Annotated in this window: 25 protein-coding genes; 16 read left to right on the top strand and 9 right to left on the bottom strand. The window is 64.6% G+C overall.

The window, feature by feature from the left end; genetic code table 11:
- Positions 1-72 precede the first annotated feature (72 nt).
- From J1M86_RS06700 to J1M86_RS06690, 3 genes are read left to right on the top strand one after another with little or no spacing between them, the layout of a single operon-like run.
- Positions 73-1,059: an iron-siderophore ABC transporter substrate-binding protein gene (locus J1M86_RS06700; RefSeq protein ID WP_206509299.1), complete on the top strand. Its 987-nt coding sequence runs from the start codon at positions 73-75 to the stop codon at positions 1,057-1,059.
- A gap of 57 nt (positions 1,060-1,116) precedes the next feature.
- Positions 1,117-2,340 (top strand): lipase family protein, encoded by a 1,224-nt coding sequence (locus tag J1M86_RS06695; protein ID WP_307786548.1) that lies wholly within the window; start codon positions 1,117-1,119, stop codon positions 2,338-2,340.
- 22 nt (positions 2,341-2,362) lie between these two features.
- Complete coding sequence (locus J1M86_RS06690; protein ID WP_206509297.1) at positions 2,363-3,232, top strand: polyphosphate kinase 2 family protein; 870 nt, start codon at positions 2,363-2,365, stop codon at positions 3,230-3,232.
- A gap of 34 nt (positions 3,233-3,266) precedes the next feature.
- On the opposite strand, the gene J1M86_RS06685 is transcribed toward J1M86_RS06690, so the two are convergent.
- The 4 genes from J1M86_RS06685 to aceA all read right to left on the bottom strand — a co-directional run bounded on the left by J1M86_RS06685 (position 3,267) and on the right by aceA (position 7,128).
- Positions 3,267-4,307, bottom strand: a complete 1,041-nt coding sequence (locus tag J1M86_RS06685; RefSeq protein WP_206509296.1) for an NAD(P)-dependent alcohol dehydrogenase — start codon at positions 4,305-4,307, stop codon at positions 3,267-3,269.
- Between the two features lie 92 nt (positions 4,308-4,399).
- Positions 4,400-4,675, bottom strand: a complete 276-nt coding sequence (locus J1M86_RS06680) for a hypothetical protein (protein WP_075839215.1) — start codon at positions 4,673-4,675, stop codon at positions 4,400-4,402.
- A 122-nt stretch (positions 4,676-4,797) separates the two neighbouring features.
- Positions 4,798-5,694 (bottom strand): 3-hydroxybutyryl-CoA dehydrogenase, encoded by an 897-nt coding sequence (locus tag J1M86_RS06675; protein ID WP_206509295.1) that lies wholly within the window; start codon positions 5,692-5,694, stop codon positions 4,798-4,800.
- 144 nt (positions 5,695-5,838) lie between these two features.
- On the bottom strand, positions 5,839-7,128 hold the full coding sequence (gene aceA / locus J1M86_RS06670; protein ID WP_206509294.1) for an isocitrate lyase: 1,290 nt from the start codon (positions 7,126-7,128) through the stop codon (positions 5,839-5,841).
- Between the two features lie 472 nt (positions 7,129-7,600).
- On the opposite strand from aceA, the gene ramB reads away from it, so the two are divergent.
- Together ramB and J1M86_RS06660 are read left to right on the top strand one after the other, a co-directional pair.
- Entirely contained in the window at positions 7,601-9,013 is a 1,413-nt protein-coding gene (gene ramB / locus J1M86_RS06665; protein ID WP_206509293.1) for an acetate metabolism transcriptional regulator RamB, read from the top strand.
- Positions 9,014-9,099: 86 nt separating this feature from the next.
- Complete coding sequence (locus J1M86_RS06660) at positions 9,100-9,948, top strand: hypothetical protein (RefSeq protein WP_206509292.1); 849 nt, start codon at positions 9,100-9,102, stop codon at positions 9,946-9,948.
- Here J1M86_RS06660 and J1M86_RS06655 read toward each other — a convergent pair.
- From J1M86_RS06655 to J1M86_RS06645, 3 genes are all read right to left on the bottom strand, one after another.
- Entirely contained in the window at positions 9,920-10,966 is a 1,047-nt protein-coding gene (locus J1M86_RS06655; protein ID WP_206509291.1) for an MBL fold metallo-hydrolase, read from the bottom strand. The genes J1M86_RS06660 and J1M86_RS06655 overlap by 29 nt on opposite strands.
- A gap of 87 nt (positions 10,967-11,053) precedes the next feature.
- Entirely contained in the window at positions 11,054-11,584 is a 531-nt protein-coding gene (locus J1M86_RS06650) for a hypothetical protein (protein ID WP_206509290.1), read from the bottom strand.
- A gap of 5 nt (positions 11,585-11,589) precedes the next feature.
- Positions 11,590-11,799 carry a helix-turn-helix transcriptional regulator gene (locus J1M86_RS06645; RefSeq protein ID WP_075839170.1) on the bottom strand — a complete coding sequence of 70 codons (210 nt, stop codon included), beginning with the start codon at positions 11,797-11,799 and terminating at the stop codon, positions 11,590-11,592.
- A 220-nt stretch (positions 11,800-12,019) separates the two neighbouring features.
- Between J1M86_RS06645 and urtA the strand changes: the two genes are divergently transcribed.
- From urtA to J1M86_RS06615, 6 genes are all read left to right on the top strand, one after another.
- Complete coding sequence (urtA, locus tag J1M86_RS06640) at positions 12,020-13,294, top strand: urea ABC transporter substrate-binding protein (RefSeq protein ID WP_206509289.1); 1,275 nt, start codon at positions 12,020-12,022, stop codon at positions 13,292-13,294.
- An 89-nt stretch (positions 13,295-13,383) separates the two neighbouring features.
- Positions 13,384-14,268 (top strand): urea ABC transporter permease subunit UrtB, encoded by an 885-nt coding sequence (gene urtB / locus J1M86_RS06635; RefSeq protein WP_206509288.1) that lies wholly within the window; start codon positions 13,384-13,386, stop codon positions 14,266-14,268.
- The gene (gene urtC / locus J1M86_RS06630) at positions 14,265-15,356 is read left to right on the top strand and encodes an urea ABC transporter permease subunit UrtC (protein WP_206509287.1); all 1,092 of its coding nucleotides are present in this window, start codon (positions 14,265-14,267) and stop codon (positions 15,354-15,356) included. Before urtB ends, urtC begins: the two co-directional genes overlap by 4 nt.
- Positions 15,353-16,201, top strand: a complete 849-nt coding sequence (gene urtD / locus J1M86_RS06625) for an urea ABC transporter ATP-binding protein UrtD (RefSeq protein WP_075839169.1) — start codon at positions 15,353-15,355, stop codon at positions 16,199-16,201. The genes urtC and urtD overlap by 4 nt, the downstream gene beginning before the upstream one ends.
- A complete protein-coding gene (gene urtE / locus J1M86_RS06620) occupies positions 16,194-16,886 on the top strand; it encodes an urea ABC transporter ATP-binding subunit UrtE (protein WP_075839168.1) in 693 nt (230 codons plus the stop codon). The genes urtD and urtE overlap by 8 nt, the downstream gene beginning before the upstream one ends.
- A gap of 13 nt (positions 16,887-16,899) precedes the next feature.
- Complete coding sequence (locus tag J1M86_RS06615) at positions 16,900-17,574, top strand: GntR family transcriptional regulator (RefSeq protein ID WP_206509286.1); 675 nt, start codon at positions 16,900-16,902, stop codon at positions 17,572-17,574.
- On the opposite strand, the gene J1M86_RS06610 is transcribed toward J1M86_RS06615, so the two are convergent.
- Both J1M86_RS06610 and J1M86_RS06605 read right to left on the bottom strand, forming a co-directional pair.
- Positions 17,571-18,053, bottom strand: a complete 483-nt coding sequence (locus J1M86_RS06610; RefSeq protein ID WP_206509285.1) for a hypothetical protein — start codon at positions 18,051-18,053, stop codon at positions 17,571-17,573. The two genes, J1M86_RS06615 and J1M86_RS06610, sit on opposite strands and share 4 nt — an antisense overlap.
- The gene (locus tag J1M86_RS06605) at positions 18,050-19,681 is read right to left on the bottom strand and encodes an FAD-dependent oxidoreductase (RefSeq protein ID WP_206509284.1); all 1,632 of its coding nucleotides are present in this window, start codon (positions 19,679-19,681) and stop codon (positions 18,050-18,052) included. Before J1M86_RS06605 ends, J1M86_RS06610 begins: the two co-directional genes overlap by 4 nt.
- Positions 19,682-19,777: 96 nt before the next feature.
- On the opposite strand from J1M86_RS06605, the gene J1M86_RS06600 reads away from it, so the two are divergent.
- From J1M86_RS06600 to J1M86_RS06580, 5 genes are all read left to right on the top strand, one after another.
- Positions 19,778-21,565: an amidohydrolase family protein gene (locus tag J1M86_RS06600; protein WP_206509283.1), complete on the top strand. Its 1,788-nt coding sequence runs from the start codon at positions 19,778-19,780 to the stop codon at positions 21,563-21,565.
- Positions 21,562-22,167, top strand: a complete 606-nt coding sequence (locus J1M86_RS06595; protein ID WP_206509282.1) for a TetR/AcrR family transcriptional regulator — start codon at positions 21,562-21,564, stop codon at positions 22,165-22,167. Before J1M86_RS06600 ends, J1M86_RS06595 begins: the two co-directional genes overlap by 4 nt.
- A 4-nt stretch (positions 22,168-22,171) precedes the next feature.
- Positions 22,172-22,996: an alpha/beta fold hydrolase gene (locus J1M86_RS06590; RefSeq protein ID WP_075839165.1), complete on the top strand. Its 825-nt coding sequence runs from the start codon at positions 22,172-22,174 to the stop codon at positions 22,994-22,996.
- A 68-nt stretch (positions 22,997-23,064) separates the two neighbouring features.
- Entirely contained in the window at positions 23,065-23,598 is a 534-nt protein-coding gene (locus J1M86_RS06585) for a carboxymuconolactone decarboxylase family protein (RefSeq protein WP_075839164.1), read from the top strand.
- 35 nt (positions 23,599-23,633) lie between these two features.
- A complete protein-coding gene (locus tag J1M86_RS06580) occupies positions 23,634-25,031 on the top strand; it encodes an AarF/ABC1/UbiB kinase family protein (RefSeq protein ID WP_307786547.1) in 1,398 nt (465 codons plus the stop codon).

Below are 25,031 nucleotides of genomic sequence, written 5' to 3'. Positions count from 1 at the left end.
CTACTCACGAGAACCCGCTCTGCAGGCAGCGCACAGGTTCCCTAAAACCGCCGACATAGGTTAGCTTTACCTATGCGCAAATCCCGTCTCTCGATTCTCGTCCCAGGTCTGGCCCTCGTCGCCGCACTGACCGTGTCCGCGTGCACCAGCTCGGACTCGGCTTCCGATACCGACTCCGCATCGCCCGAGGGTGCCACCGTCAGCACGATCTTCGGCGAGGTGACCGTGCCCGAGGACCCGCAGCGAGTCGTCGCACTCGGTTGGTCCGACGCCGAAACCGCGCTCGCGCTCGGCGTGCAGCCGGTCGGCGCGAGCGACTGGCTCGGTGTCGGCGGCGACGGCCTCGGCCCGTGGGTCGAGGATTCCTACGACACACCCCCGACGATCATCGGCACCAACGAGATCTCGATGGAATCGGTGGCGGCGCTCGCGCCCGACCTCATCCTGTGGACCCGCAGTAGCAACGAGCAGGACATCTACGACGAGCTCTCCGAGATCGCTCCCACCGTCGCCGCCCCCGAGGGCACCGACATTGCCTACGGCACCAGCTGGGACGGCCAGACCGAGCTCGTTGCCCAAGCACTGGGCAAGGTGGACGAGGGCCGCCGGCTCATCGACGAGACCGACGCGGCCTTCGATGCAGCGGTGCAGGCCAACCCACAATTCGCCGACAAGACCGTCGCCGTCGGCACCGTGTACAGCGGCCAGCTGGGCGCTTACGTCGACGGAGACGTACGGGTCGATTTCATGAAGCGACTCGGATTCGTCAACGACGCCGAGATCCAGGAACTCGCGCAGGAAGGCCGATTCTCGGTGAATCTGTCGGCGGAGAATGCGTCCGTGCTCGACGCCGACCTGACTGTCATGTTCCCGATCGGCGACACCGCCGAGGTCATCGAAGACGATCCCTCCATCCAGAATCTCCCCAGCGCGCTCGATGGCCGACTGGTGGTCCTCGACGATCAGGTTCTCAGCAACGCGTTCTCCAGTGCCTCGGTTCCGGGGACCCTGTACGCGATCGAGAACGCTGTTCCACTGTTCGCAACGCCGCTGCAGTAGCCAGCGGTCGCGCTTGGCCCGAGGTGTTTTGATTCTCGACGTGCTTTGATTCTCGACGTGCAAGCCCTTACGCGTGGACGGTCCCGAGGAACTACGACGGCTGTTGCGAGCGCATCGGTCGTCATCTGCGCCGCGCTCGGTGCCTGCGCCACCGACACGGCAGCACCCGCCTACTCGACGTCACCACCCACGGCCACCGACGAGGCCGTCGCGGCGCGCGGATCGATAGTGTCGACCTCGACCGACACCGAGTTCGATCCGAACGACTTCCCCGACGGCACCGTCGCCGCCACTTTCGTCTACAACTCGATATCCGGCGTCACCGGTGAATCCACGAAGGTCACCGGCGCCCTGTTCGTGCCCGGTGACCCCGCGCCCGCAGAGGGTCACCACGTCGTCGCCTACGCGCACGGCACCGTCGGCATCACCCCCGGCTGCGCACCGACGGAGGCGAGCGAGCTGGCCGGTGACGCCGGTGCGGTCTCGTTCCTGCTGCAGCAGGGATATGCCGTGGTCTACACCGACTATCAGGGATTGAGCAGCAGCGTCGACTCCCCACCGCATCCCTACCTGGAGCCGCGGACCGCTGGATTCAACGTCATCGATTCCGTACGCGGCGCCCGCAACCTGGACCCGAGTCTGTCCACACGATGGGTTGCTGCCGGAACGTCTCAGGGCGGACATGCCGCGTGGGCCGCGAACGAATACAACGACCTCTACGGCGATGGCCTCGAACTTCTGGGAACGGCAGTTCTCGCGCCCGCGCTGGACGTCTCGCCCGTCGTCGCGCTGGCCCAGACCTCGACGCTTTCCGGTGGGCAGCAGGCGCTGTATCCGGTCATCGTCGAGGGTGCGGCCGCCGTCGATCCGTCGATCGAACCATCCGAACATTTGCACGGATTGCTCGGCGAGCGCTCCGCGGAACTCGGCTCCTGCGGCCCCGAAGGGATTGCGGCTCGCTCAGCGGTGGCCGGGCGAATCGACGCCGGCGACACCACTGCAACGGACACCGAAGCAGCCGGCCAACTCACCATGCGGTTGCAGGACTACGCACTGCCCAAAGCCCCTTCGTCGGCACCGATCCTTGCCGTCTACGGAGACGCTGACGACATCGTGCGACCGGCATGGACCGAGGACGCACTCGGACGCGCATGCGAACTCGGCGACACCGTCCTCCGAGTCGAACTCGAAGGTCAAGGACACTCGGTCGATCCCGGCCCCCTACTCGAGAACTGGATCGCCGACCGATTCGCGGGTGCGCCTTCACCGAACAACTGCTGAGCGGCGGTTATGGTCTGAAGTCATGGCCGACACATCGAAAAAGAGCGAGAAGCTGTGGTCCTCACCTGCGGTGGAGGTACTGAGGGCAACCGCCGACACCCGCGTCACCGATATCGACTACGCCGCCACCCCCGGGTTCGAAGGCGACAAGACCGACGGTGAGGAACTGCTCGCCGAACGCGGCGCCAGATTGTCCGACCTCCAGGAGATGCTCTACGCGCACGGGCGTTCCGGGGACCTTCGGTCGATCCTGCTCGTGCTGCAGGGAATGGACACCGCCGGCAAAGGCGGCATCGTTCGCCACGTGATCGGCATGGTCGATCCACAGGGCGTCGATCTCGCATCCTTCGGTGTGCCTTCGAAGGAAGAAAAGCAGCACCACTTTCTGTGGCGGATCCGCAAAGCACTCCCTCGCGGTGGTCGAATCGGTGTTTTCGATCGCTCGCACTACGAGGACGTGCTGGTCGTTGCCGTGCACGACCTGGTCCCCCGCGCGGTGTGGGAGGAGCGTTTCGACGAGATCAACGCCTTCGAGAAGGAACTTGTCGACGAGGGCACCCTCATCATCAAAGTTGCCCTGTTCGTGTCCGCCGAGGAGCAGCGGTCGCGGCTACAGGATCGCCTGAACCGCCCGGAGAAGCACTGGAAGTACGATCCCAGCGATGTCTCCGAGCGAGCGTTCCTCGCCGAGTACAAGGCTGCTTATCAGCGTGTCATCGACCGCACCAGCACCGACTACGCGCCCTGGCACATCATCCCGGCCAACAACAAGTGGTACAGCAGGCTCGCCGTCGCGGAGCTGCTGATCGAGGCTCTCGAACGGTTGGCTCTGGATTGGCCGACTGCGAGTTTCGACGTCGAACGGGAGAAGCAGCGACTCGCCGAGAGTTAGACACTCGGGGCGGCGCTGCCACTGGCGTGCGGGTCTAGAAGGTCTGCGCGTCGATCACGAACCGGTAGCGCACATCGCTTTTCAGCACACGCTCGTAGGCTTCGTTGATCTGGTCCGCCGCAATGGTCTCGATCTCGGCGCCGATCTTGTGCTCGGCGCAGAAGTCGAGCATCTCCTGCGTCTGCGCGATGCCGCCGACCATGGAACCGGCGAGACTGCGGCGATTCGCCGCCAGGCTGAAGCCGCGCACCTTGATGGGTTCGGACGGCAGTCCGAGGATGACGAGCGAGCCGTTGATCGCGAGCAGTGACATGTGCTTGTCCATGTCGATCTCGGCCGAGACGGTGTTGATGATGAGGTCGAACCGGCCGCGGAGCTTCCTGAACGTCTCCCGATCGGAGGTGGCGTAGTAGTGATCCGCGCCGAGCCGCTTGCCGTCCGCTTCCTTGCTGAGGCTCTGGCTGAGGACGGTCACCTCGGCGCCGAGTGCATGTGCAATCCTGACGCCGACGTGGCCGAGTCCACCCATGCCGATGATGGCGACCTTCTTGCCGGGTCCGGCGCCCCAGTGCTTGAGCGGCGAGTACAGCGTGATGCCAGCGCACAGCAGTGGAGCAGCTACGTCGAGCTCGATGCCCTCGGGAATCGAGAGTACGAAGCCCTCCGTGACGACGATGTGAGTGGAATACCCACCCTGGGTGGTGGTGCCGTCCGCCAGCCTGGAGTTGTACGTCTGCGTCACACCTTTGAAGCAGTACTGCTCCTCACCGGCGAGGCAGGCTTCGCATTCACCGCAGGAGTCGACGAAGCAGCCGACACCGACGCGGTCGCCGACCTTGTGCTTGGTGACCTCGGAGCCGACCTCGGCGACGATTCCGGCGATCTCGTGGCCGGGAACGACGGGGTAGGTCGTGCCGCCCCACTCGTTGCGTGCGGTGTGGATGTCGGAGTGGCAGATGCCCGCGAACTTGACCTCGATGAGGACGTCCTTCGCACCGAGCTCGCGCCGCTCGATGGTGACCTTCTCGAGCGGCGCGTCCGGTGCGGTCGCTGTGTATGCGGTAGCTGAAGTCATGCCTACATTGCTACCCACGCATTGTTCGCCTGGCAAGCTCCGGATCCTCGTGAGCTGCCTATTCCCATCTCAGAGGAGTTTCATTCAACAGTTCAACTGTTGCGGGCGACGTTGAATCCCAACCATCCGAGGTAGGCACCGAGCCCGAGGAGACCGATCTTGCGAGTCTTCGGGTAGGCGATGGCCGCGCCCACGGCGATCTCTGTCGCGCCGTTACGGCTGATCCAGTCCTTGGTGTCCTCGGGGAACGGGAGCTTGGTGATGCCCTCGAACGCTTCCGGAACGACGAAGTGCGCCGCGCCCGTTACTCCCAAACCGATTCCAAAGGCCTTCGGGAGGAATCCACCCGACTTCTTCGACGTACTCACCGATGAGTCCCCTGTTCCGCTCGTCGGCGCACCGTCGCGCCGCTGAACCCAAGCTACGCAGTAACGGTTCGAGTTGCCAGTACCGACGCGCGCCACATGCACGCATTGTCTTGTCTTGCGCCCTATCTCGCGATGCGACCGTTCTCGTACTGGTAGAAGCCCGCCCCGGACTTCTTTCCGACCAGATTGGCCTCGACCATCCGCAGCAGCAGTGGCGGCGCCGAGAACAGCGGTTCCTTGAATTCGGCGTACATCGAGTCCGCAATGGATTTGACCGTGTCGAGTCCGACGAGGTCTGCCAGCGCCAACGGACCCATGGGGTGCGCAAGCCCGAGCACCGTTGCCTTGTCGACGTCTTCCTTCGTGGCGAAACCGGACTCGACCATGCGTATGGCGGAGAGTAGATACGGCACGAGCAGTGCATTGACCACGAAACCCGAACGGTCCGCAGATCGAACTACCTGCTTTCCGAGCACGTCGCCGGCGAACGTCTCGGCGCGCGCGGATACCGCGTCACTGGTCTTGAGTGTGGTGACGAGCTCGACGAGTGGGAGCACCGGCACCGGATTGAAGAAATGCAGTCCGACGACGCGCTCCGGCGCCGTCGTCGCGATTCCCAATTTCATGATCGGAATGGAGGAGGTGTTCGAGGCGAGCACCGCGTTCGGATCCGTGACCACCGTGTCGAGCTCTGCGAAGATCTCGGCCTTGATCTTCTCGTCCTCCGACACTGCCTCGACCACGAGTTGACGGTCGGCGAAGTCGCCGAGATCGCAGGTGAAGCGCAACCGCCAGGCGGCTTGCTCACGTTCGCGCTCGGTGATCTTGCCGCTGCTCACGCCGCGGTCCAGCGACCGAAGGACGCGTGCGCGTCCTGCGGTCGTCAGCTCACGTGTTTGCTCGTAGACCAGCACGTCGACATGCGCGCGGGCGCAGACCTCGGCTATGCCGGCGCCCATCTGCCCGGCGCCGACGACGCCTACTCGCTCAACCGTCACGGCACACTCCTTTTCAGTCATGTTGCTGGGCAACAGCTTCAGGTGAGATGGGGGGACTCTGCCGGGGAACGCCCAGAGCCGGCGTCATACGAGTCAGGCGGCCCGCAGCGAAACGCTGGGGCCGCCTGACTAGTGCGCTGATAGATCCGAAGGAGGCGGAACAGCTTAGTGGAACTGACCCTCTTCGGTGGAGCCCTTCAGAGCAGCCGTCGACGTGTTCGGGTCGACCGTGGTGGCGATGCGGTCGAAGTAGCCTGCACCGACCTCACGCTGGTGCTTGATGGCGGTGAAGCCGCGCTCTTCGGCTGCCTTGAACTCGCGCTCCTGCAGGTCGACGAAGGCGGTCATGCCCTCGCGGGCGTAGCCGTGTGCCAGGTCGAACATGCCGTAGTTGAGCGAGTGGAAGCCGGCAAGGGTGATGAACTGGAACTTGAAGCCCATGGCGCCGAGCTCCTTCTGGAACTTCGCGATGGTCGCGTCGTCCAGGTGCGCCTTCCAGTTGAACGAAGGCGAGCAGTTGTAGGCGAGCAGCTGGTCGGGGAACTCGCTGCGAACCGACTCGGCGAACCGCTTGGCGACCTCGAGATCGGGAACACCGGTCTCCATCCAGATGAGGTCGGCGTACGGCGCGTATGCCTTGGCGCGGGCGATGCAGGGCTCGATGCCGTTCTTGACGCCGAAGAAGCCCTCGGCCGTGCGGGTGCCGTCGAGGAATTCCTTGTCACGGTCGTCGACATCGGAGGTGATGAGGGTTGCGGCCTCGGCGTCCGTGCGGGCGATGATGACCGACGGAACGTCGGCGACGTCGGACGCCAGGCGAGCCGAGGTCAGGGTACGGATGTGCTGCTGGGTCGGGATGAGGACCTTGCCGCCGAGGTGGCCGCACTTCTTCTCCGACGCGAGCTGGTCTTCCCAGTGCACGCCGGCAGCGCCGGCAGCGATCATGGCCTTCTGCAGCTCGTATGCGTTGAGAGCGCCACCGAAGCCGGCCTCGGCGTCGGCGACGACGGGAGCGAGCCAGTTCTGCACGGACGTGTCGCCCTCGACCTTGGCGATCTCGTCGGCGCGCAGCAGCGCGTTGTTGATGCGGCGCACGACGGACGGCACCGAGTTGGCCGGGTAGAGGCTCTGGTCCGGGTACGTGTGGCCCGAGAGGTTGGCATCGCCGGCGACCTGCCAGCCGGAGAGGTAGATGGCGCGCAGACCGGCGCGGACCTGCTGAACTGCCTGGTTACCGGTGAGGGCTCCGAGCGAGTTGATGTAGTCCTCGTTGTTGACGAGATCCCACAGGATCTCCGAGCCGCGACGAGCAAGTGTTGCCTCTTCGACGACAGTGCCCTGCAGCTTCGAAACCTGCTCGGCGGTGTAGTTGCGTGTCACGCCGTTCCAGCGGGGATTGGTGTCCCAATCCTTCTGGATCTCTTCGGTGGTCTTCGGTGTGCCGGTGGTCGACATCGTCAGCTCCGTATCTTTTTCTGATCTGATCGGCCGGCTCGCTGCGGAAATTCTTCACACCGTTGCCAGGCCCTGCGGGTGTTCTTCAAAACAATGACACAACGAAAAAGGCCCGTCTACCTGTTGCTAGTGCCAATCTCGGCTAGGTTTTCACCGCACCTTGCTAACGTTGCTAATTTTTGTGAGGCCGCAACCTCTCGGATCGGACAGCATCACTACTCGCCAGTAGGGTGAATCCGCAGTTCGTGACGGGGATTTCGTAAACGGGTCATACGGTCTTTTTGACCCTCTCGAGTTTCCTGTAAAAACGTCTGAATCGAGCAAGATAGCCAAGCCGCTGTGACAGCAATCACTTTGGTTCGCGCCCCGGGTCACACCTGATTCGCCGACGCTCGACTGCGAGCGGGAGAGTCGCCGCGGTGCCCGACGCGAATGCTGTTAAGCCCCTTCTTCGCAGGCGTAACCTGTGCGCATGTCGAAGACCTTCGTCGGTGCGCGGTTGCGGCAGCTACGCACCGAACGCAAGATGAGCCAGGTTGCGCTCGCTGGACGGCTCGAGATTTCGGCCAGCTATCTCAATCAGATCGAGCACGACGTGCGCCCGCTGACGGTCCCTGTGCTTCTGCGCATCTCCGAGGTGTTCGGCGTCGACACCTCCTTCTTTTCCTCCGAGGACGACACGCGCCTGGTCGCCGAACTCCGCGAGGTCGCGCTCGACCAGGACATGGGCATCGCCGCCGATGCACACGAGATCGCACAGATGGTCTCGTCCCATCCGCAGTTGGCGCGAGCGATGGTCAACATGCATCGCCGCTACCGAAACACCACCGCTCAGCTGGCCGCCGCAACGGAGGAACGCTTCAGCGACGGCAGCGGAAGTGGCTCGATTTCCAAGCCGCACGAGGAAGTCCGCGACTACTTCTACCAGCGCCAGAACTACCTGCACGAGTTGGATACAGCGGCGGAGGAGCTCACCTCTCGCATCCGGTTTCATCGCGCCGATGTGGCCGGCGAGATCGCCAAGCGATTGCAGACGGTGCATGAGGTGCAGATCGTGCACCGGATCGATCTCGGTGAGAACGTGCTGCATCGCTTCGATCCCGAGACGCGCCTGTTGGAGATCTCGCCGCATCTCTCGGGTGGACAACGGGTGTTCAGGTTCGCAGCCGAACTCGCCTACCTGGAGTGCGCAGACCTCCTGGACACGATGGTCGCGGAGGGCGCATTCACGAGCGAAGCATCCAGAAAGCTCGCCGTTCTCGGCTTCGCCAACTACTTCGCCGCTGCCACGGTGCTGCCATATCACCAGTTCCACGATGTGGCCGAGGAGTACCGCTACGACATCGAACGTCTATCCGCGTTCTTCTCCGTCAGCTACGAAACCATCTGTCATCGACTCTCGACCCTCCAGCGCCCCGCACTGCGAGGCGTCCCGTTCTCTTTCGTCCGTGTCGATCGGGCCGGCAACATGTCGAAGCGGCAATCGGCGACGGGGTTCCACTTCTCGTCGAGTGGCGGCACCTGTCCGCTGTGGAACGTCTACGAGACCTTCGCCTATCCCGGCAAGATCATGACCCAGATCGCCGAGATGCCCGACGGACGCAGCTACCTCTGGATCGCCCGAACCGTCGAGCGTCGCGCGGCGCGCTACGGCCAGCCGGGCAAGACGTTCGCGATCGGTCTGGGCTGCGAGATCCGGCATGCCGGCCGGCTCGTCTATGCCGACGGCTTGGACGTGCACGGCGCCGCGGTGGCCACCCCCATCGGCGCGGGCTGTCGCGTCTGCGAGCGTTCGAACTGTCCGCAGCGCGCCTTCCCGCCCCTCGGCAAGGATCTGGACATCGACGAGCACCGCAGTTCGGTGTCTCCGTATCTGGTCCGCTGACCCCCGCACCCGCAGATCTCACCCTGTCGGATTTCACCCTGTCGGGTTGTTTACTCGGACGCCTCCGTGGATGCAGGATCGATTGCATGGCCGACGAGAGTGCCACCCCCAGGCGCAGCCTGATCGATGCGTTTGTCGAATCTCCGCTCTCGGGGCTTGCGCCGTGGATAGCGATGTCGCTGATCGTCGGCCCGGGTCGCTTCGAAGAGGCGGCGAGCATCTCGCTGGGCATGGCGCTGCTGTTCCTCGTGCTCGGGCACCAGCGGCGGGCGAAGCGAAGCAAGCCGACCGATCGAACCGGGCGCCCCAGGATCAAGGCGATGGAACTGTTCGACGTGGCCTACTTCGCCATCATCGCCGCCATCGGCCTGTTCGCATCTGCCGAGGTCATCTCGTGGATGGAGTTGTGGTCCGGCGAGATGACCAACTTCGCACTGGTGGTCTTCGCGTTCGGCTCGATACTGCTACGCAATCCGTTCACCCTGGAGTATGCGAAGGAACAGGTCGACCCGGAGATGTGGGACAACCCGCTCTTCTTGACAGTCAACTACCGGATCACGCTCGCGTGGGCGTTGGCTTTCTCGTTCTCGGCGACCGTGGGCCTGTTCGGCATCATCGTCCTGCACTCCTCGGACAACTTCTGGACCGGTTGGATTCTGCAGATCGGCGCGATGCTGTTCGCCGTCGCGTTCACCGAGTGGTACCCCGATGTGGCGCCGAACAAGGCCGAGATGGCGGCGGGGATACCGACGGACCCGCCGCTACCGCTCATCGATCTCTTCGCCTGGTTCCCCACGTTCGTCGGAATCGTCGGCGCGGCCCTACTGATCACCGATTCCGGTCCGGTGTGGCTCGGCATCGCACTTGTGGTGGCCGGTCTGATCGCCTTCGCCGTGGTCCGACGCGTCAGCGCCCGTAGCCACGCCGCAACCTGACGCCTGTCGGTCCGCCCGCCCGCAGCAGTGAACCGGCGTCGGCGAACGCTTTTGCTCTTCGAGCGAGTGTGGGTGGTGCGGCCGGTTCACCGTGCCACAGGCGGTACAACGTGGACATGCTCAGTACCAGCCGTTCCGGCGAATCCCAGTGCGCAAAGCGTCGAAACTCGGGCGAGGACAGCATGTTCCGTGCCGCGGTCGCCGACCCGACACCAGCCTTGTACTGTTCCCTGCCGGCGGCATCGACCCACAGCCAGTACTCGCGGAGTTCCCGAATCTCGGCAACCCCGCACTGCGGACCATGACCGGGCAGATACACGGCCGCGTCGAGCGATATCAGGTGGTTCAGGGCATCGATCCAGTTGCCGAGCGGGCCGAACCACAAGACCGGCGTCGACTCGATGAACAGCAGGTCGCCGGTGAATACCACGCCGCAATCGGGCACGTGGGCGATCAGATCACCCTCGGTGTGGGCCGGGCCGAGGAATCGAAGCTGCACGTCCCGGTGCCCGACGGTGATCGTCTCGGTCGACTCGAAGGTGTGATCGGGCAGTCGCGGACGCGTGCGCGGAAATGCGGCCCCACCGCGAATCCTGTTCATGTAGCCACCCATCGCACCGACCGGACCCGGTACTCGCCTGACCAACGAACCGAGCGTGGCGAACGCGTCGACACCCGCGGGCGGCGTCTCCTCCTTCATCGCATGCAGAGATGCAGCGCTCGTCGTGATTCGGGCGTCGGCGGGAACGGTGTCGTTGCCCCACCAGTGATCTCCGTCGGAGTGAGTGTTGATCACCTCGGTGATCGGTGCGTCACCCACCAGCTCGGCGGTCTCAGCGGCGATCTGCTCGGCCCGGACCGTATCCCACACGGTGTCGAGCACCATCGTGGCCGCGCCGGGGTCCACGAGCACCCCGGTGTTGGTCTCCCCCCAGCTTCCGGGCTCCCACATGAACGCCCAAACGTTGTCACCGATCTGCGTCGGTCCGGTCTCTGTGTACTTTGCGCCTCTCCCCATGAGAGGCGACCGTACTGGACTGGGCTGTCAGATTTCCTCGTTCTCGAGCGGAATAGTGACATCCACCAGCGCGGGCATTCGTGCCGCTCACTCCCCGTTGCGTTCGAGCAGTTCGCTCCGTTCGAGGTTCTCGGCCTCGATCTCGTCCTCGCGCGCGAGGCGTTTGCTGCGGGCGATACCGTATGCGGCGCACACCAGCCCGAGAATTGCACCGAAAACCATGCCGACGATCGTCGGCGACCGGACGCTTCCGTCTGCATCGGAGAAGACCAGCGTCACCACTATGCCGATAGCTGCGGTGAAGTAGAGCCCCAGGTACAGGAACAGTCTCGGCCGTATCAGTTTCTGCGAGGTCTGCATGTCCACGCCGCGACTCTTGGTGTACGCCGTGACGATCCAGCTGATCGTCAGTAGGACCAGGAGTATTCCGAGGGCCGTGTAACTTCCGGGGACCCCGGCGACCCACGGAAGAACCGCCCCGGCAATCAGAGAGCACCAGAGGAACAGCTGAAACCCTATGGCCGAGGCCTCGTTCCAGACGTCTCGCTGACGCTCGTCGTGGTAGAACTCGTCGTCCAGATCTCCGACGAAGCGCATTGCTTTGGTGAAGGTACTCATGCTCGTCACTCCTCGCCTGCGAACAGTATTTCGACAGTGGTGCCCAGAGCTTTCGCAAGTTTCAGGCCGAGGTAGACGCTCGGCGCATAGTCGCCACCCTCCACCGAAACGATGCTCTGCCTGCTGACTCCGCACGCCTTGCCCAGTTCCGCCTGTGTGAGCCGCGCGGCTTTGCGGTAGTCGCGCACCTTGTTGGTCCTCGGTGCGTCGCGCATGGGAAAAGTCAAGCCGACTTGTCACCAAAAGTCAAGCAGGATTGTCATTCTTTCAGCACCGTTCCAGCACGAACCCGACAAACCGGGCCGACCTGGGGTGTTTACACACTGGTAATCCTCGAAACGAACTTGTCACCGCACAACACATTTACGCAATAACCGGCCCTTAATGTCTGCAATCGCGAATACAGGTCCGTATACAAGCGAAAGGGCGTCAAAGATGCCTGCTTTTCCCTCCAACAAGTTTGCTACTCGTGCGCTGGTTGCCCCAGCTGCACTGGCAATGGTCGGTTTGGCACTCACCGCGTGCGGTAGCCGTGCCGGTGACACCGACACCGGTGACGGCGCAAGTGCCGTCGAGTCCTGCGTAGACACCTCCGGTGACACCATCAAGGTCGGATCGCTCAACTCCCTCTCCGGCACGATGGCCATCAGCGAAGTGACAGTGCGTGATTCGATCGCACTGGCCGTCGAGGAGATCAACGCCTCCGGCGGAGTCAACGGCAAGCAGATCGAGGTCGTCGCCGAGGACGGCGCGTCGGAGCCCACCGTATTCGCCGAGAAGGCGGAGAAGCTGATCAGCAGCGACTGTGTCGCAGCAGTGTTCGGCGGCTGGACTTCCTCCTCGCGCAAGGCGATGCTCCCGGTTTTCGAGGACAACGACGCGCTGCTGTACTACCCCGTGCAGTACGAGGGCCTCGAAGCATCGGAGAACATCTTCTACACCGGTGCGACAACCAACCAGCAGATCATTCCCGCCCTGGACTACCTCAAGGAACAGGGCGTCACCTCGCTGTATCTGGTCGGTAGCGACTACGTCTTCCCTCAGACCGCCAACCGCGAGATCAAGGCGTACGCCGAGGCCAACGGCATCGAGATCCTCGGCGAGGACTACACCCCACTCGGCTCCACCGACTTCTCCACCATCATCAACAAGGTGCGCGCAGCAGACGCCGACGCCGTGTTCAACACCCTCAACGGCGATTCCAATGTCGCGTTCTTCCGCGAGTACACCAACGCCGGCCTCAATGCTGCGGACATGCCGGTGATCTCGGTGTCGATCGCCGAGGAAGAGGTTGCAGGCATCGGTGCGGAGAACATCGCCGGCCAGCTCACCTCCTGGAACTACTACCAGACCGTCGACACTCCGGAGAACGCCGCATTCGTCGCCGCCTACAAGGCGAAGTACGGCGAGAACAAGCCCACATCGGATCCGATGGAGGCCGCGTACACCTCGGTCTACCTGTGGAAGAACACCGTAGAGAAGGCGGACTCGTTCGCAGTCAGTGACATTCAGGCAGCCGCAGACGGCGTCAGCTTCGCAGCACCGGAAGGCGAAGTGACCATCGACGGCGACAATCACCACATCACCAAGACCGCGCGTATCGGTGAGATCCGCCCCGACGGTCTGATCTACACCATCTGGGAGTCGCCGGCACCGATCGAGCCCGATCCGTTCCTCGAAACCTACGACTGGGCCGACGACCTCAACTGACCCAGGCGCTCCGCGCATGTGAGTGGAAATACATAGCCCGCTATGTATTTCCACTCACATGTGGCGCAGCCGCCTAGAAGGAGCCTCATATGGATGTCGTAGTCGGGCAGCTGTTCACCGGCCTGAGTATCGGATCGATCCTCTTGCTCGCCGCTCTGGGCCTGTCGCTGACGTTCGGTCAGATGGGCGTCATCAACATGGCCCACGGTGAGTTCATCATGGCCGGGTCGTACACCGCGTACGTCGTGCAGCAGGTTCTCTCCACCGGCGGAGCGTCACTGTTCATCTCGCTGATTGTCGGATTCCTCGTCGGCGGCGCCATGGGCGTCCTGCTCGAGGTCACCCTCATCCAGCGGATGTACCACCGACCGCTGGACACTCTGCTCGTCACGTTCGGCGTCGGACTCGTACTGCAACAGCTGGCCCGAGACATCTTCGGGGCGCCGGCGGTCAACGTCGTCTCCCCCGCTTGGTTGACGGGCGGCGTCGACATCCTCGGTGCCGTCGTCCCCAAGACCCGCATCTTCATCCTCGTACTCGCGATCATCTGCGTCATCGCACTGTCGGTCGCGCTCAAGAAGAGTCCGATGGGTCGACGCATCCGCGCTGTGGTGCAGAACCGCGATCTCGCCGAAACCTCAGGCATCTCGAGTCGCAGGACCGACATCTCGACGTTCTTCATCGGCTCCGGACTCGCCGGAGTCGCCGGAGTCGCACTGACACTCATCGGGTCGACCAGTTCCACCGTCGGCCAGAGCTACCTGATCGACGCCTTCCTCGTCGTCGTCGTCGGCGGCCTCGGACAGATCAAGGGCGCAGTCATCGCCGCGTTCGCACTCGGCATCCTGAACTCGTTCATCGAGTACAGCACGACCGCATCGATCGCGAAGGTCATCGTGTTCGTCCTCATCGTGATCTTCCTCCAAGCCCGCCCGCAAGGCCTGTTCGCGGTCAAGACAAGGAGTTTGGTATGAGTACCGTCGTCCAGAAATATGGGGCGTGGCTCGGGTTCGCGGTCGCCGCCATCCTCCTGTTCGCCGTCGCACCCGCCGTCCTCAGCGATTTCCGGTTGAGCCTGCTAGGCAAGTTCATCTGCTACGCCATCGTCGCGGTCGGCATCGGTCTGGCCTGGGGCCGAGGCGGAATGCTCACGCTCGGTCAGGGTGTCTTCTTCGGGCTAGGCGCCTACATGATGGCGATGCACCTCAAGATCGCCGACGCAGAGATAGCGGGCGACGACGTACCGGATTTCATGTCCATCGCCGGTATCCGCGAGTTGCCCTCGTACTGGGTGCCGTTCACCTCTCCGTTCGTGACCATCGTCGGAATTCTGTTCGTGCCGGGGCTCGTCGCGCTGGTGCTGGGGCTCGGGGTGTTCAAGCGACGCGTCAAGGGTGCCTACTTCGCCATCCTCAGCCAGGCACTCGCCGCTGCCTTCGCGATCCTGCTCATCGGCCAGCAGACGACCGGAGGATCCAACGGACTCAACCGGTTCCGCACCTTCTTCGGATTCAACCTCAACGACCCCGCCAACAAGCAGATGCTGTTCTTCATCGCCGCCGGTGTGCTGCTGGCCGTCGTCGCCATCACCCGCCAGCTGATGTACTCGCGCTACGGCGAACTGCTGGTGGCTGTTCGAGATCAGGAGGAGCGCGTCAGGTTCCTCGGCTACGACCCCGCCAACGTCAAGGTCGTCGCCTACGTCACCGCGGCGTTCTTCGCCGGCCTCGCCGGGGCTCTGTTCGTGCCGATCGTCGGTATCGTCTCCCCCAACGACGTCGGCATCGTCCCCTCGATCGCCTTCCTGATCGGTGTCGCCATCGGCGGGCGCACCACGCTGCTCGGCCCTGTCCTCGGCGCACTCGGTGTCGCCTGGGCGCAGACCACCTTGTCCGAGCAGTTCCCGTCCGGGTGGACATACGCGCAGGGTCTGCTGTTCATCGTCGTCGTCGGATTCTTCCCGGCGGGTGTCGCCGGTCTGTTCGCTCTGCGGCGACGCAAGAAATCGGCAGACGATGCCGGTGACGTGGTCGATGTCGACGAGAAAGAGCTGGTCAAATGATTCACACCGACAGCCACCAACCCACCTTCGGTGGAAACGCCGGAATGTCGAGTCAGTACCTCGAGGTCCGCGGGCTCACCGTCAGCTTCGATGGATTCAAAGCCAACACCGATGTGAACCTCACGCTGATGCAGGGCGACCTTCGGTTTCTCATCGGCCCCAACGGTGCCGGCAAGACGACGCTGATCGACGCCATCACCGGCCTCGTACCCGCCACCGGATCGGTCACCAAATCCGGTGTCGAGTTGCTCGGCAAGAAGGTTCACAAGATCGCTCGTCTCGGGGTGGGTCGAACCTTCCAGACCGCAAGCATTTTCGAGCAGCTCTCGGTGCTGCAGAATCTCGACATCGCCGCCGGTGCCGGTCGATCGGTGATGACGATGCTCCGCAAGAGGAAAACGGTCAGTGCCGAGATCGAGGAGGCATTGGAGACGATCGGTTTGACGGCCGAGCGCGACAAGCCTGCAGGCATCCTCGCGCACGGTCAGAAGCAGTGGCTCGAGATCGGCATGCTGCTCGTGCAGAACGCCGATGTGCTCCTGCTCGACGAGCCGGTCGCCGGGATGAGCCATGAGGAGCGCGAGGAGACGGGTGAGCTGCTGCGCCGAATCGGCGGGGAGCGAACAGTTGTGGTCGTCGAACACGACATGGATTTCATGCGGGCTTTCGCCACCTCGGTGACGGTGCTGGCCGGTGGACGCATCCTGTCGGAGGGCACCGTCGCCGAAGTGCAGGCGGATCCGAAGGTCCAGGAGGTGTACCTGGGAACTGCCGCAGCAGGAGAAGAACTCGATCAGGTCGCCGAAGCGGGAGACGCCACACCACGAGGAGAGAGCAATGCTTGAACTTGTCGACGTACGCACCGGTTACGGCCGCAGCGAAGTCATCCACGGCGCGTCACTGACCGTCCCGGCCGACGGGGTAGCCGCTGTGATGGGCCACAACGGCGCCGGCAAGACCACGTTGCTGCGGGCTGCCGTCGGACTGCTCTCCGTCACCTCCGGCAAGGTGCTCTTCGACGGTGAAGATGTCAGCTCGCTGCGACCGAGCGCCCGCGTTTCTCGGGGGCTCGCCTATGTCCCGCAGGGCCAGCAGTCCTTCGGCCAGCTCACCACCGCTGAGAACCTGCAGGTCGTCGCCGACGGCCGCAAGCGTGGAAAAGCGCTGATCGACGAGGCACTCGACCTCTTTCCTGCGTTGAAGGAACTGCTGACCCGACGCGCCGGCCTGCTCTCCGGTGGTCAGCGCCAGCAGCTCGCGATCGCGCGGGCGCTCATCACCGAACCGAGGATGCTCATTCTCGACGAGCCGACCGAGGGCATTCAGCCCTCCGTCGTTGCCGAGATCGAACGCACCATTCTCGATCTGACCCGACGCGGCGGACTCGGCGTGCTGCTGGTCGAGCAGCACATCGGGTTCGCGCTCGAATCGGCACAGAACTACTACATTCTCGAAGCCGGACGGATCACCTCCAGCGGAACCGGTGGTTCCGAATCCGAGGCCGATGTACGCGCTGCCATGGCGATCTGATAGACCGAAACCCATGGCGCGCACCGACCTTCGCGAGAAGGTCTACACATCGTTGCGCCGAGACATCATCTCCGGCGCCATCACGGCCACCGAACGCCTCGGGGAAGAGCGACTGGCCGAGCTGTACGGCGTCTCACGCACTCCGGTGCGTGAGGCGCTCGCCCGACTCGAAGCCGACGGACTCGTCGTGCGCGGCGAGGACGGTGTGCACCCGTACCGGCCACGGGTGGACGACCTGGCAGATCTGTACGAGCTGCGTCGCACTCTCGAACTACGCGGAATCGCCCGGGCCATCGAGGATTCGACGTTGCGCCACGATACCGCGTCCATCACCGTCGAACTGGAGACTTGGCGCCGGGCACGAGAGTTGCTGCCGGACGAGAGCGAGATAGTTCAGATGGACGAGCAGTTTCACACAACTCTCCTCGCAGCCTCGGGCAACACAGCGCTCTGCGACGCACTGCGAACGGTGAACGCGAAGATCCGCCCGGTGCGAGTCCTCGGCCCGACCAACGAGGAGGCCATCCGCACACTCGTCGACGAGCACATCGCGATCGGCGAGTCGCTGGTCGAGGGGAACCTGGAGCAAGCCTTGGCCGCCTTGCTCGAGCACATCGACGCCTCGCGCGATCGGGTCATTGCCCGTGCGATGCAGGCCGCCTCCATGGCCGACGCAGTGCGCGCCTAGCCCGTGCGGGCGCGGGTCAGCACGAACGGGGTGCCCGGTGCGCGGCGCAGGCCGGGGACGTCGACGAACGTCATACCGAGCAGGACCCCGTCCGGGTGCCACGGCCGGAACTCGTCGCGGACCCACCGCCATGGCCGGGGCCCGTCGGCGGGGTACGTCACCAGCAGCGCGGGTCGGCCGTCGGCGAGCGAGGATCCGATCGCCGCGCTCATCGGCAGGGTCTCGGTGAGTCCTGCTCCCCGCGTGGGCCGTAGGAGGTTCTGTCCGTCGAGCGTCCCGGGACGGTTCGGTGACGCGGCGAACCGCTTGCCATACCACCGCGGGAGCCCGACCAGCGCCAGCCCGCGCGGCGCGACGGCCCGCAGGGGCCGGCCGACGTACGAAGCCTCGAAATCGCCGACCAGGTCGGTGAGCTGTGGCGTAGCGAGCGTCCCCCAGGCCCGGCCCAGCTTGCGCAGGGTGTGGTCGTGGATCGTCATGAGGTCCTCCCGTCCGCGAGGGCATCTATCGGCTCGCGGCGCTCCGCGTCCGGCGGTGCGTCCGGAAAGCCGGCCGCGAATCGCTCGGCCATCGCGGTGATCGTCAGCGACGGGTTGACGCCGAGGTTGGCCGGGATCGTGCTGGCATCGGCAACGTAGAGGCCCGGGTGGCCGAACACCTCGTGGTGCGCGTCGACGACCCCCTCCGTCGCGTCGGAGCCCATCGCGGCGCCGCCCAGGATGTGGGCCGTCACCGACAGACCGCCGAGGGTCTCGCCGATCAGGTTGAAGGGCGTGCCGCCGGACGCCTCGGCGTACGCGCGGGTGACCTCGTTGGCAACCGGCAGGAAGCTTGGTGCTTCGTGGCCCTTGACCGAGCGGGAACGCAGCACCCGACGCCACGGCCGGAACGGGGACCGGCGGAACTCGAACGCGAGCTCGTTGTCGAGCCGCTGCATCACGGTCAGCACCGTCATCCGCTGCTCGAAGTCGCGCGCCACCATGGCTCGGAGCTGCCGGAACGGGTGCCGCAGCATCGCGCCGAGCGTCTTGCCCGCCCGCAGCAGGGGTTGGTGGCCGTCCATGATGGGGCCGATCTGCAGGCGCATGTGCCAGCCGCCGATGTAGCGGTTCTGCGTCACGTGGGTGTCGGCGTCCGGGTGGAAGTCGGTGGTGATGGTCGGGCCGTACGAGAGGTCCTGCCCGGGCGGCTGCTGGATCGCGGTCAGCGCTTCGCTGTTGGTGCGCACGTGCCGGCCCAGCTGGGTCGACACGCGGGTCAGGGTGCCGAGCTCGTCGCGGCAGCGGAACAGCAGGTCGAGCGTCCCGAGCACGCCGCCGGCCAGCACGACCCGGCGCGCGCGGACCGGCGCGCGCCGGACTCCGCGCTTCCATGGGTGCCCGACGGTGAGCTCGTAGCCGCCACCCTCGAGCGGGGTGATCGCGGTGACGTCGTGCTCGGCGCGGATCTCTGCGCCGTACCGCTCGGCCAGGTGCAGGTAGTTGCGAGTGAGCTGGTTCTTCGCGCCGTACGGGCAGCCGAGCAGGCACTCGCCGCACAACTTGCAGCCCGTACGTTCAGGTCCCTCGCCGCCGAAGAACGGGTCCGGCTCGGTGACACCCGGCGCACCGAAGTGGATCGCGACGGGGACGGGTCCGAAGGTGTGCTCGGCGCCGACCGCGCGGGCCGCTTGGTGAAGGTAGTCGTCCATCGGGCCGGTGTGGCTGTTGGTTACCCGGCCGAGCATGCGGGCCGCCCGCTGAAAGTGCGGGGCGAGCTCGGCCTTCCAGTCGTCGGCGAGGTGCGCCCACGCCGCGTCGCGGTAGAACGTCTCGCCGGGCTCGAGTAGCACGCCGGCCCAGACGATCGAGCCGCCGCCGACGCCGTTGGCACCGATGAGGCCGACGTCCTTGAAGATGCGCTGCCAGAAGAAGCCACGCATGCCGGCTGCGGGTTGCCAAAGGTACGCCCGAGGGTCCTTGCGGGCGCGCAGCAGGTCGTCGTCGCTCAGCCGTCGGCCCCGCTCCAGGACGATCACCCGGTGGCCCGCCTCGGTGAGCCGCAGCGCGGTCGCGGAGCCGCCGAATCCACTGCCGACCACGACCACGTCGGCGTCAAAGGTCGTCATGGCGCTGACACTAGCCTCAGCGAGGGGTTGGGCGACGGATATTGCGAGCAACCACTCTCTAAGTTAGCCTTCGAGGTAGACGGTGATGGAGGTCACATGCGCGCTGACGGTTCTTACGACGTAGTACTGACCGGTGGGACGGTCTACGACGGAAGCGGGGGTCCCGGAGTCCGCGCCGATGTCGGCATCGCCGACGGCGTCGTGCGCGCCGTGTCCACCGACCCGCTCGAGATCTCGGCCTCGACCGAGGTTGTCGACGCGACCGGCCGGTGGGTGATGCCCGGCTTCGTCGACGTCCACACCCATTACGACGCCGAGGTTCTGGTCGGCCCCGGCCTCGAAGAATCCGTCAGACACGGGGTCACCACCGTGCTCCTGGGCAACTGCTCGCTCTCGACGTTGTATTCGACACCCGTGGACATCGCCGACCTGTTCAGCCGCGTCGAGGCATTGCCACGCGACCACGTCCTCAAAGCCGTCGACACGCACAAGACATGGTCGGGTCCGGACGAGTACATCGACGCGCTCGAACGTCTACCGCTGGGCCCCAATATCGCCGCGCTCGTCGGGCATTCCGATCTGCGAGCCCACGTCATGGGCCTCGACCGGTCGACCGACCGGAGCCAGAAGCCGACGCGCGAGGAATCGAAGGCGATGGCCGACGCGCTGAACTCGGCCCTCGACGCCGGCCTGCTCGGCATGTCCACGATGACCAATCCGTGGGACAAGCTCGACGGCGATCGGTACCGCTCCCGTTCGCTCCCGTCCTCGTACGCGCGGTGGTCGGAGTTTCGTGCGCTGCACAAGATCCTGCGCCGACGCGGCCGCCTCCTGCAGAGCATCCCCAATCTCAACACCAAGTACGACATGGCGTTCTTCCTCGCCGCGACAACGGGACTGGGTCGATCCCCGCTCAAGGTCTCACTGCTCGCTGCGGCCGACCCCAAGGCATCACCCTGGATTCATCATGTTTTCGGGCCACTCGCGCGACTGGTGAACGGCCCCGGTCGGGGATTGTTCCGCTGGCAGCACCTGCCCACGACGTTCGATGTGTACTCCGACGGCATCGATCTCGTCGTCTTCGAGGAGTTCGGTTCCGGCCGAGCCGCCCTGCATCTGCGGGAGGAACTCGGCCGCAACGAACTGTTGTCCGATGAGGCGTATCGCCGTTGGTTCCGCGCCGATTTCGAGAAGAAGTTCAGCTCCCGCGTCTGGCACCGGGATTTCGCCGACGCCCAGATCACCGAGTGTCCCGACGCGTCGGTGGTGGGTAAGAACGTCGCCGAGGTCGCCGCCGAAAGAGGCATCCACGTCGTCGACGCTTTCCTGGACCTCGTGGTCGAGCACGGCCGGAAGTTTCGCTGGCACACCACGATCGCCAACCACCGCAAACGGCAGATGGACAAGCTGATCAACTCCCCCGGCGTCACCGTCGGCTTCTCCGACGCGGGCGCGCATCTGCGCAACATGGCGTTCTACAACTTCGGCATCAGGCTGCTGCACCGCGTGCACGAGGCCGAGCGCGACCGTCGACCGTTCATGAGCGTGGCGAAGGCGGTGCACAAGCTCAGCGCCGAACTCGCCGATTTCTACGGCGTCGACGCGGGCCACCTGCGGGTCGGTGATCGCGCAGACATCGTCGTCGTCGACCCGAGCGGGCTGACCGATGAGGTCACCGCCTACCGGGAGGAGACGATGCCAGAGTTCGGCGGCCTGAGCCGAATGGTCAATCGCAACGATCGCGCGGTCACGGCCACGCTCGTCGCCGGTCGCATCGTCTACCGCGACGGTGTGTTCGCGCCGTGGTTCGGGGTCTCGGAGCGCGCAGGCAGCTTCTTACGCGCGGGTGTACCGAGCACCCCCCGGCGCCGGGTTCGCGCGTGAGCCGAACCCAACAGCAGCGCCGAGAGCAGACAATCGGCAAGCTGCTCGACGCCACCATCGATTCGTTGTGCGAAAAAGGTTATGCAGCAACAACGGTCAGTGCAGTCGTTTCTCGCGCTGGACTGTCCTCCGGTGCACTGTTCCGCCACTTCGCCACCCGACTCGACCTCCTCGTCGCGGCCGCCGACGAGGTCCGAAGGCGCCAGTTCTCCGAGTTTCGCGCCGGGATCACCGCCTTCGGGGGTGCGTCGATCGAGCAGTGCCTCACCTTGCTCCGCGCCGCGTGTCGCGCTCCGATCAACGGCGCCTGGTACGAGTTGCTGATCGCCGCCCGTAGTGACGCCGAGCTACGAGAGCGACTCATCCCGTTCACCGTTCGATATCACGCGCAGATAGCAGAACTCGCCCGAACGTTACCTGTGGCCGCAGCCATCGATCCGCGCCAGCTCGATACCGTCATCTTCTCCGTCGTCCATCTGCTCGACGGAGAGGCGCTCGCAGCCGTCGTCCATCCCCAGCCCGAACAGGAGGACATGCGGCTCGAGATGATTGCACACATGCTCCGCGCCGGAACCGTCCACACTCGAATCGAGGCAGTGTAAAGCAATGGCTGACTGGATCGTAGAAGCCCCGGGCGCAAGAATCGCGGTGTTCGAATACGGCAATCGCAGCGCCGACGCGACCGTGTTGCTGGTGCACGGGTATCCCGATGACCACCACGTCTTCGACCCCTTGATCGCAGAGTTCGGCGATCGAGCCCGCATCATCGCCTACGACACACGAGGCGGAGGTGAGACCGTCGTCGACGACGGTCTGTCGAACTACTCGATCGAGCGTTTGGCGGCCGACGCGTTCGCCGTGGTCGACTCGATTCCCGACCGCGCCGGCCCGGTCCACGTGCTCGCGCACGACTGGGGTTCGGTGCAGATGTGGGAGGCGATGGCCTCGCCGCGGGCAGCACAGGCATTCGCCTCGTACGTGTCGGTGTCCGGACCGAGCCTCGATCACATGCGCGAGCTGTCCCGGTCCTGGCTGCTACGCCCCACCCGATGGCCCTCGCTCGCAACACAACTCGGACGCTCCTGGTACATCTGGGGATTTCACGTTCCCGTGCTGCGTGGCCGCGTCCCGCACCTGTTCTCCTCGCTCGGCAACGAGGACGCACCGGTACCCGATCCGGCCGATCAGCAACGCGGTGTCGCTCTGTACCGCGCGAACATCCTGCGGCGCCTCACTGCCGGCCCTGCCCCCAGGTGCGAGGTGCCCACCACCGTCGTCGTTCCCCGCCGTGACCGTTTTCTGTCCGAACATCTTGCGGAGGATTTGGATCGCTGGATTCCGCGTCTGCGCGTCACTCGGGTCGATGCCGAGCACTGGTGGCCGTACACCCACCCGGGTGATGCGGCCGCGCTCGTGCTCTCGTACTCCTGACCGTCACATCTTCCTGGTATGTGCGCGGGTCCTGGTGTGCGCGAGCGCACGCAGGTAGCGTCGCTCGGATGAGCACACCACGTATCCCGTCCGGTTCGTTCAGCCAACTCGGTCCGATCAATTGGGTTCTGTGCCGAATACTGTCGAAGGTCGCCGGAACCCCCGATGCACATCTGTTCAGCACGCTGGGCCGGACCCGAGGACTGTTTCGCGGCTGGCTGTTCTACAGCGGCAAACTCATGCCGGGGGGACGCATCTCTCGCAAGGAAACGGAGCTGATCATCAACCGCGTTGCCCACCTGCGCGATTGCGGATACGAGATGGACCATCACCGTAGGATCGGCGCCCGCTTCGGTGTCACCGAGGAGCTCCTGGCGCAGGTGAAACAGGGCCCGCAGGCCCCCGGACTGACGCCGCGGCATCGCAAAATCCTGACGGCGACCGACGAACTGATGGACACCAAGAACCTGTCCGACGCGACCTGGGCAGCGCTGGCGGGCGAGTTCGACGATCGCCAACTGATCGAATTCCTGCTCTTGGTAGGCCAATACGACTCTCTGGCCACCACCATCGCAACATTGCGCATCGAGCGTGACTTCTAGGCCCACCCCACCCTGCCACGAAAGCGGAGCCGAAGGTGCCCGAACGCCCCCGCAGTCGCCCCATTCCGACCTCGCGCATCGCACGCGGGAGCCGATTGGGTCGAGCAGCTGCAAGTGCGGCACTTCGCACCGCCGGGACGCGGATGTCGATGGTCTCTCGTTCCGAGGAAATGCGATCACTGCTGGCCGAGAAGTCCTCGATTCAGGCCGCGGATCAACTCGTCAACGTTCTCGGCGGTATGAAGGGCGCCGCCATGAAGATCGGGCAGATGCTGTCGGTGCTCGACTTGGCGTTGGTCCCCGAGCAGCACCGTGAGCGTTTCCAGAACAAACTCGCCGCACTGCGCGACCGAGCACCGGACGTCGACTTCGAGTCGATGAGGTGGGTCGTGGAGAAAGACCTCGGCCGCTCGATCGACCAGGTTTTCGCGCGGTTCGACGAGACACCGATCGCGGCTGCATCGATCGGCCAAGTGTATCGAGCGATCTTGCACGACGGACGCGAGGTGGCGGTGAAAGTGCAGTACCCGGGCGTGGACCTCGCGATCGAATCCGATATGAAGAATCTCGCGCTGTTCCTCAAGTTCTGGCGGTCATCCATGCCGTCGTTCTCCGCTCCCGCACTCATCGACGAACTCCGCATTCACTTCGAACGAGAACTCGACTACACGGAAGAGGCTCGTACGCAACGCATCTTGGCGCAACGATTCGCCGGCCATCCGTCCGTTTTCGTACCCGACGCCATCCTCGATGTGTGCAGCCCACGCGTTCTCGTGACGGAATTCGTCCAAGGTCGCCGCTTCGACTCGATCCGGGATCTCGACGCCGGCGAACGCGATCGGATCGGCGAGATCATCTACCGCTTCTATGTGGGTTCGCTGTACAGGTTCGACGAGTTCTGCGGAGACCCGCACCCGGGCAACGTGCTTCTCTGCGAGGACGGCCGAGTGGCTTTCATCGACTTCGGACTGTACAACCGAATGCTGCACGAACACGTCGAGTTCGAGATCGACTGTCTGCGCGCTGCAGCCGAGGAGCGGGGCGAGGATCTGCTGGCGGCGATGATTGCCCGCGGCATCGTCGATCCGGATGCCGGTGTCACCGCCGACGAGTGCCTCGAGTACACCTTTGCAGCGTCGGAGTGGAACCTGGTGGACCGAATGCTCACGGTCACACCATCGCTCGCGACCAGCGGACTGCTGCTCGCAGTGAATCCACGGGGTGGTCGATTCGCCGGCATGAAGAGTCAGTACCTGCCGCCGGAGCACCTCTTCTCGCGGCGCGCCGACTTCTTGACCTTCGGAGTGCTCGGCCAACTGGAAGCGACCGCGAACTGGCATCGCATCGCGCGCGAATGGATCTACGGAGACCCCCCGACGACCGCCATCGGCGCGGACGAGCAAGCGTGGCTCGCGCACGCACGTAATCGGTGA

Source organism: Rhodococcus sp. KRD197, from assembly GCF_017168235.1.
Taxonomy (GTDB): domain Bacteria; phylum Actinomycetota; class Actinomycetes; order Mycobacteriales; family Mycobacteriaceae; genus Rhodococcoides.
Note: the sequence above shows the minus strand (reverse complement) of the source record. Positions and strands in the feature narration are given on the sequence as shown.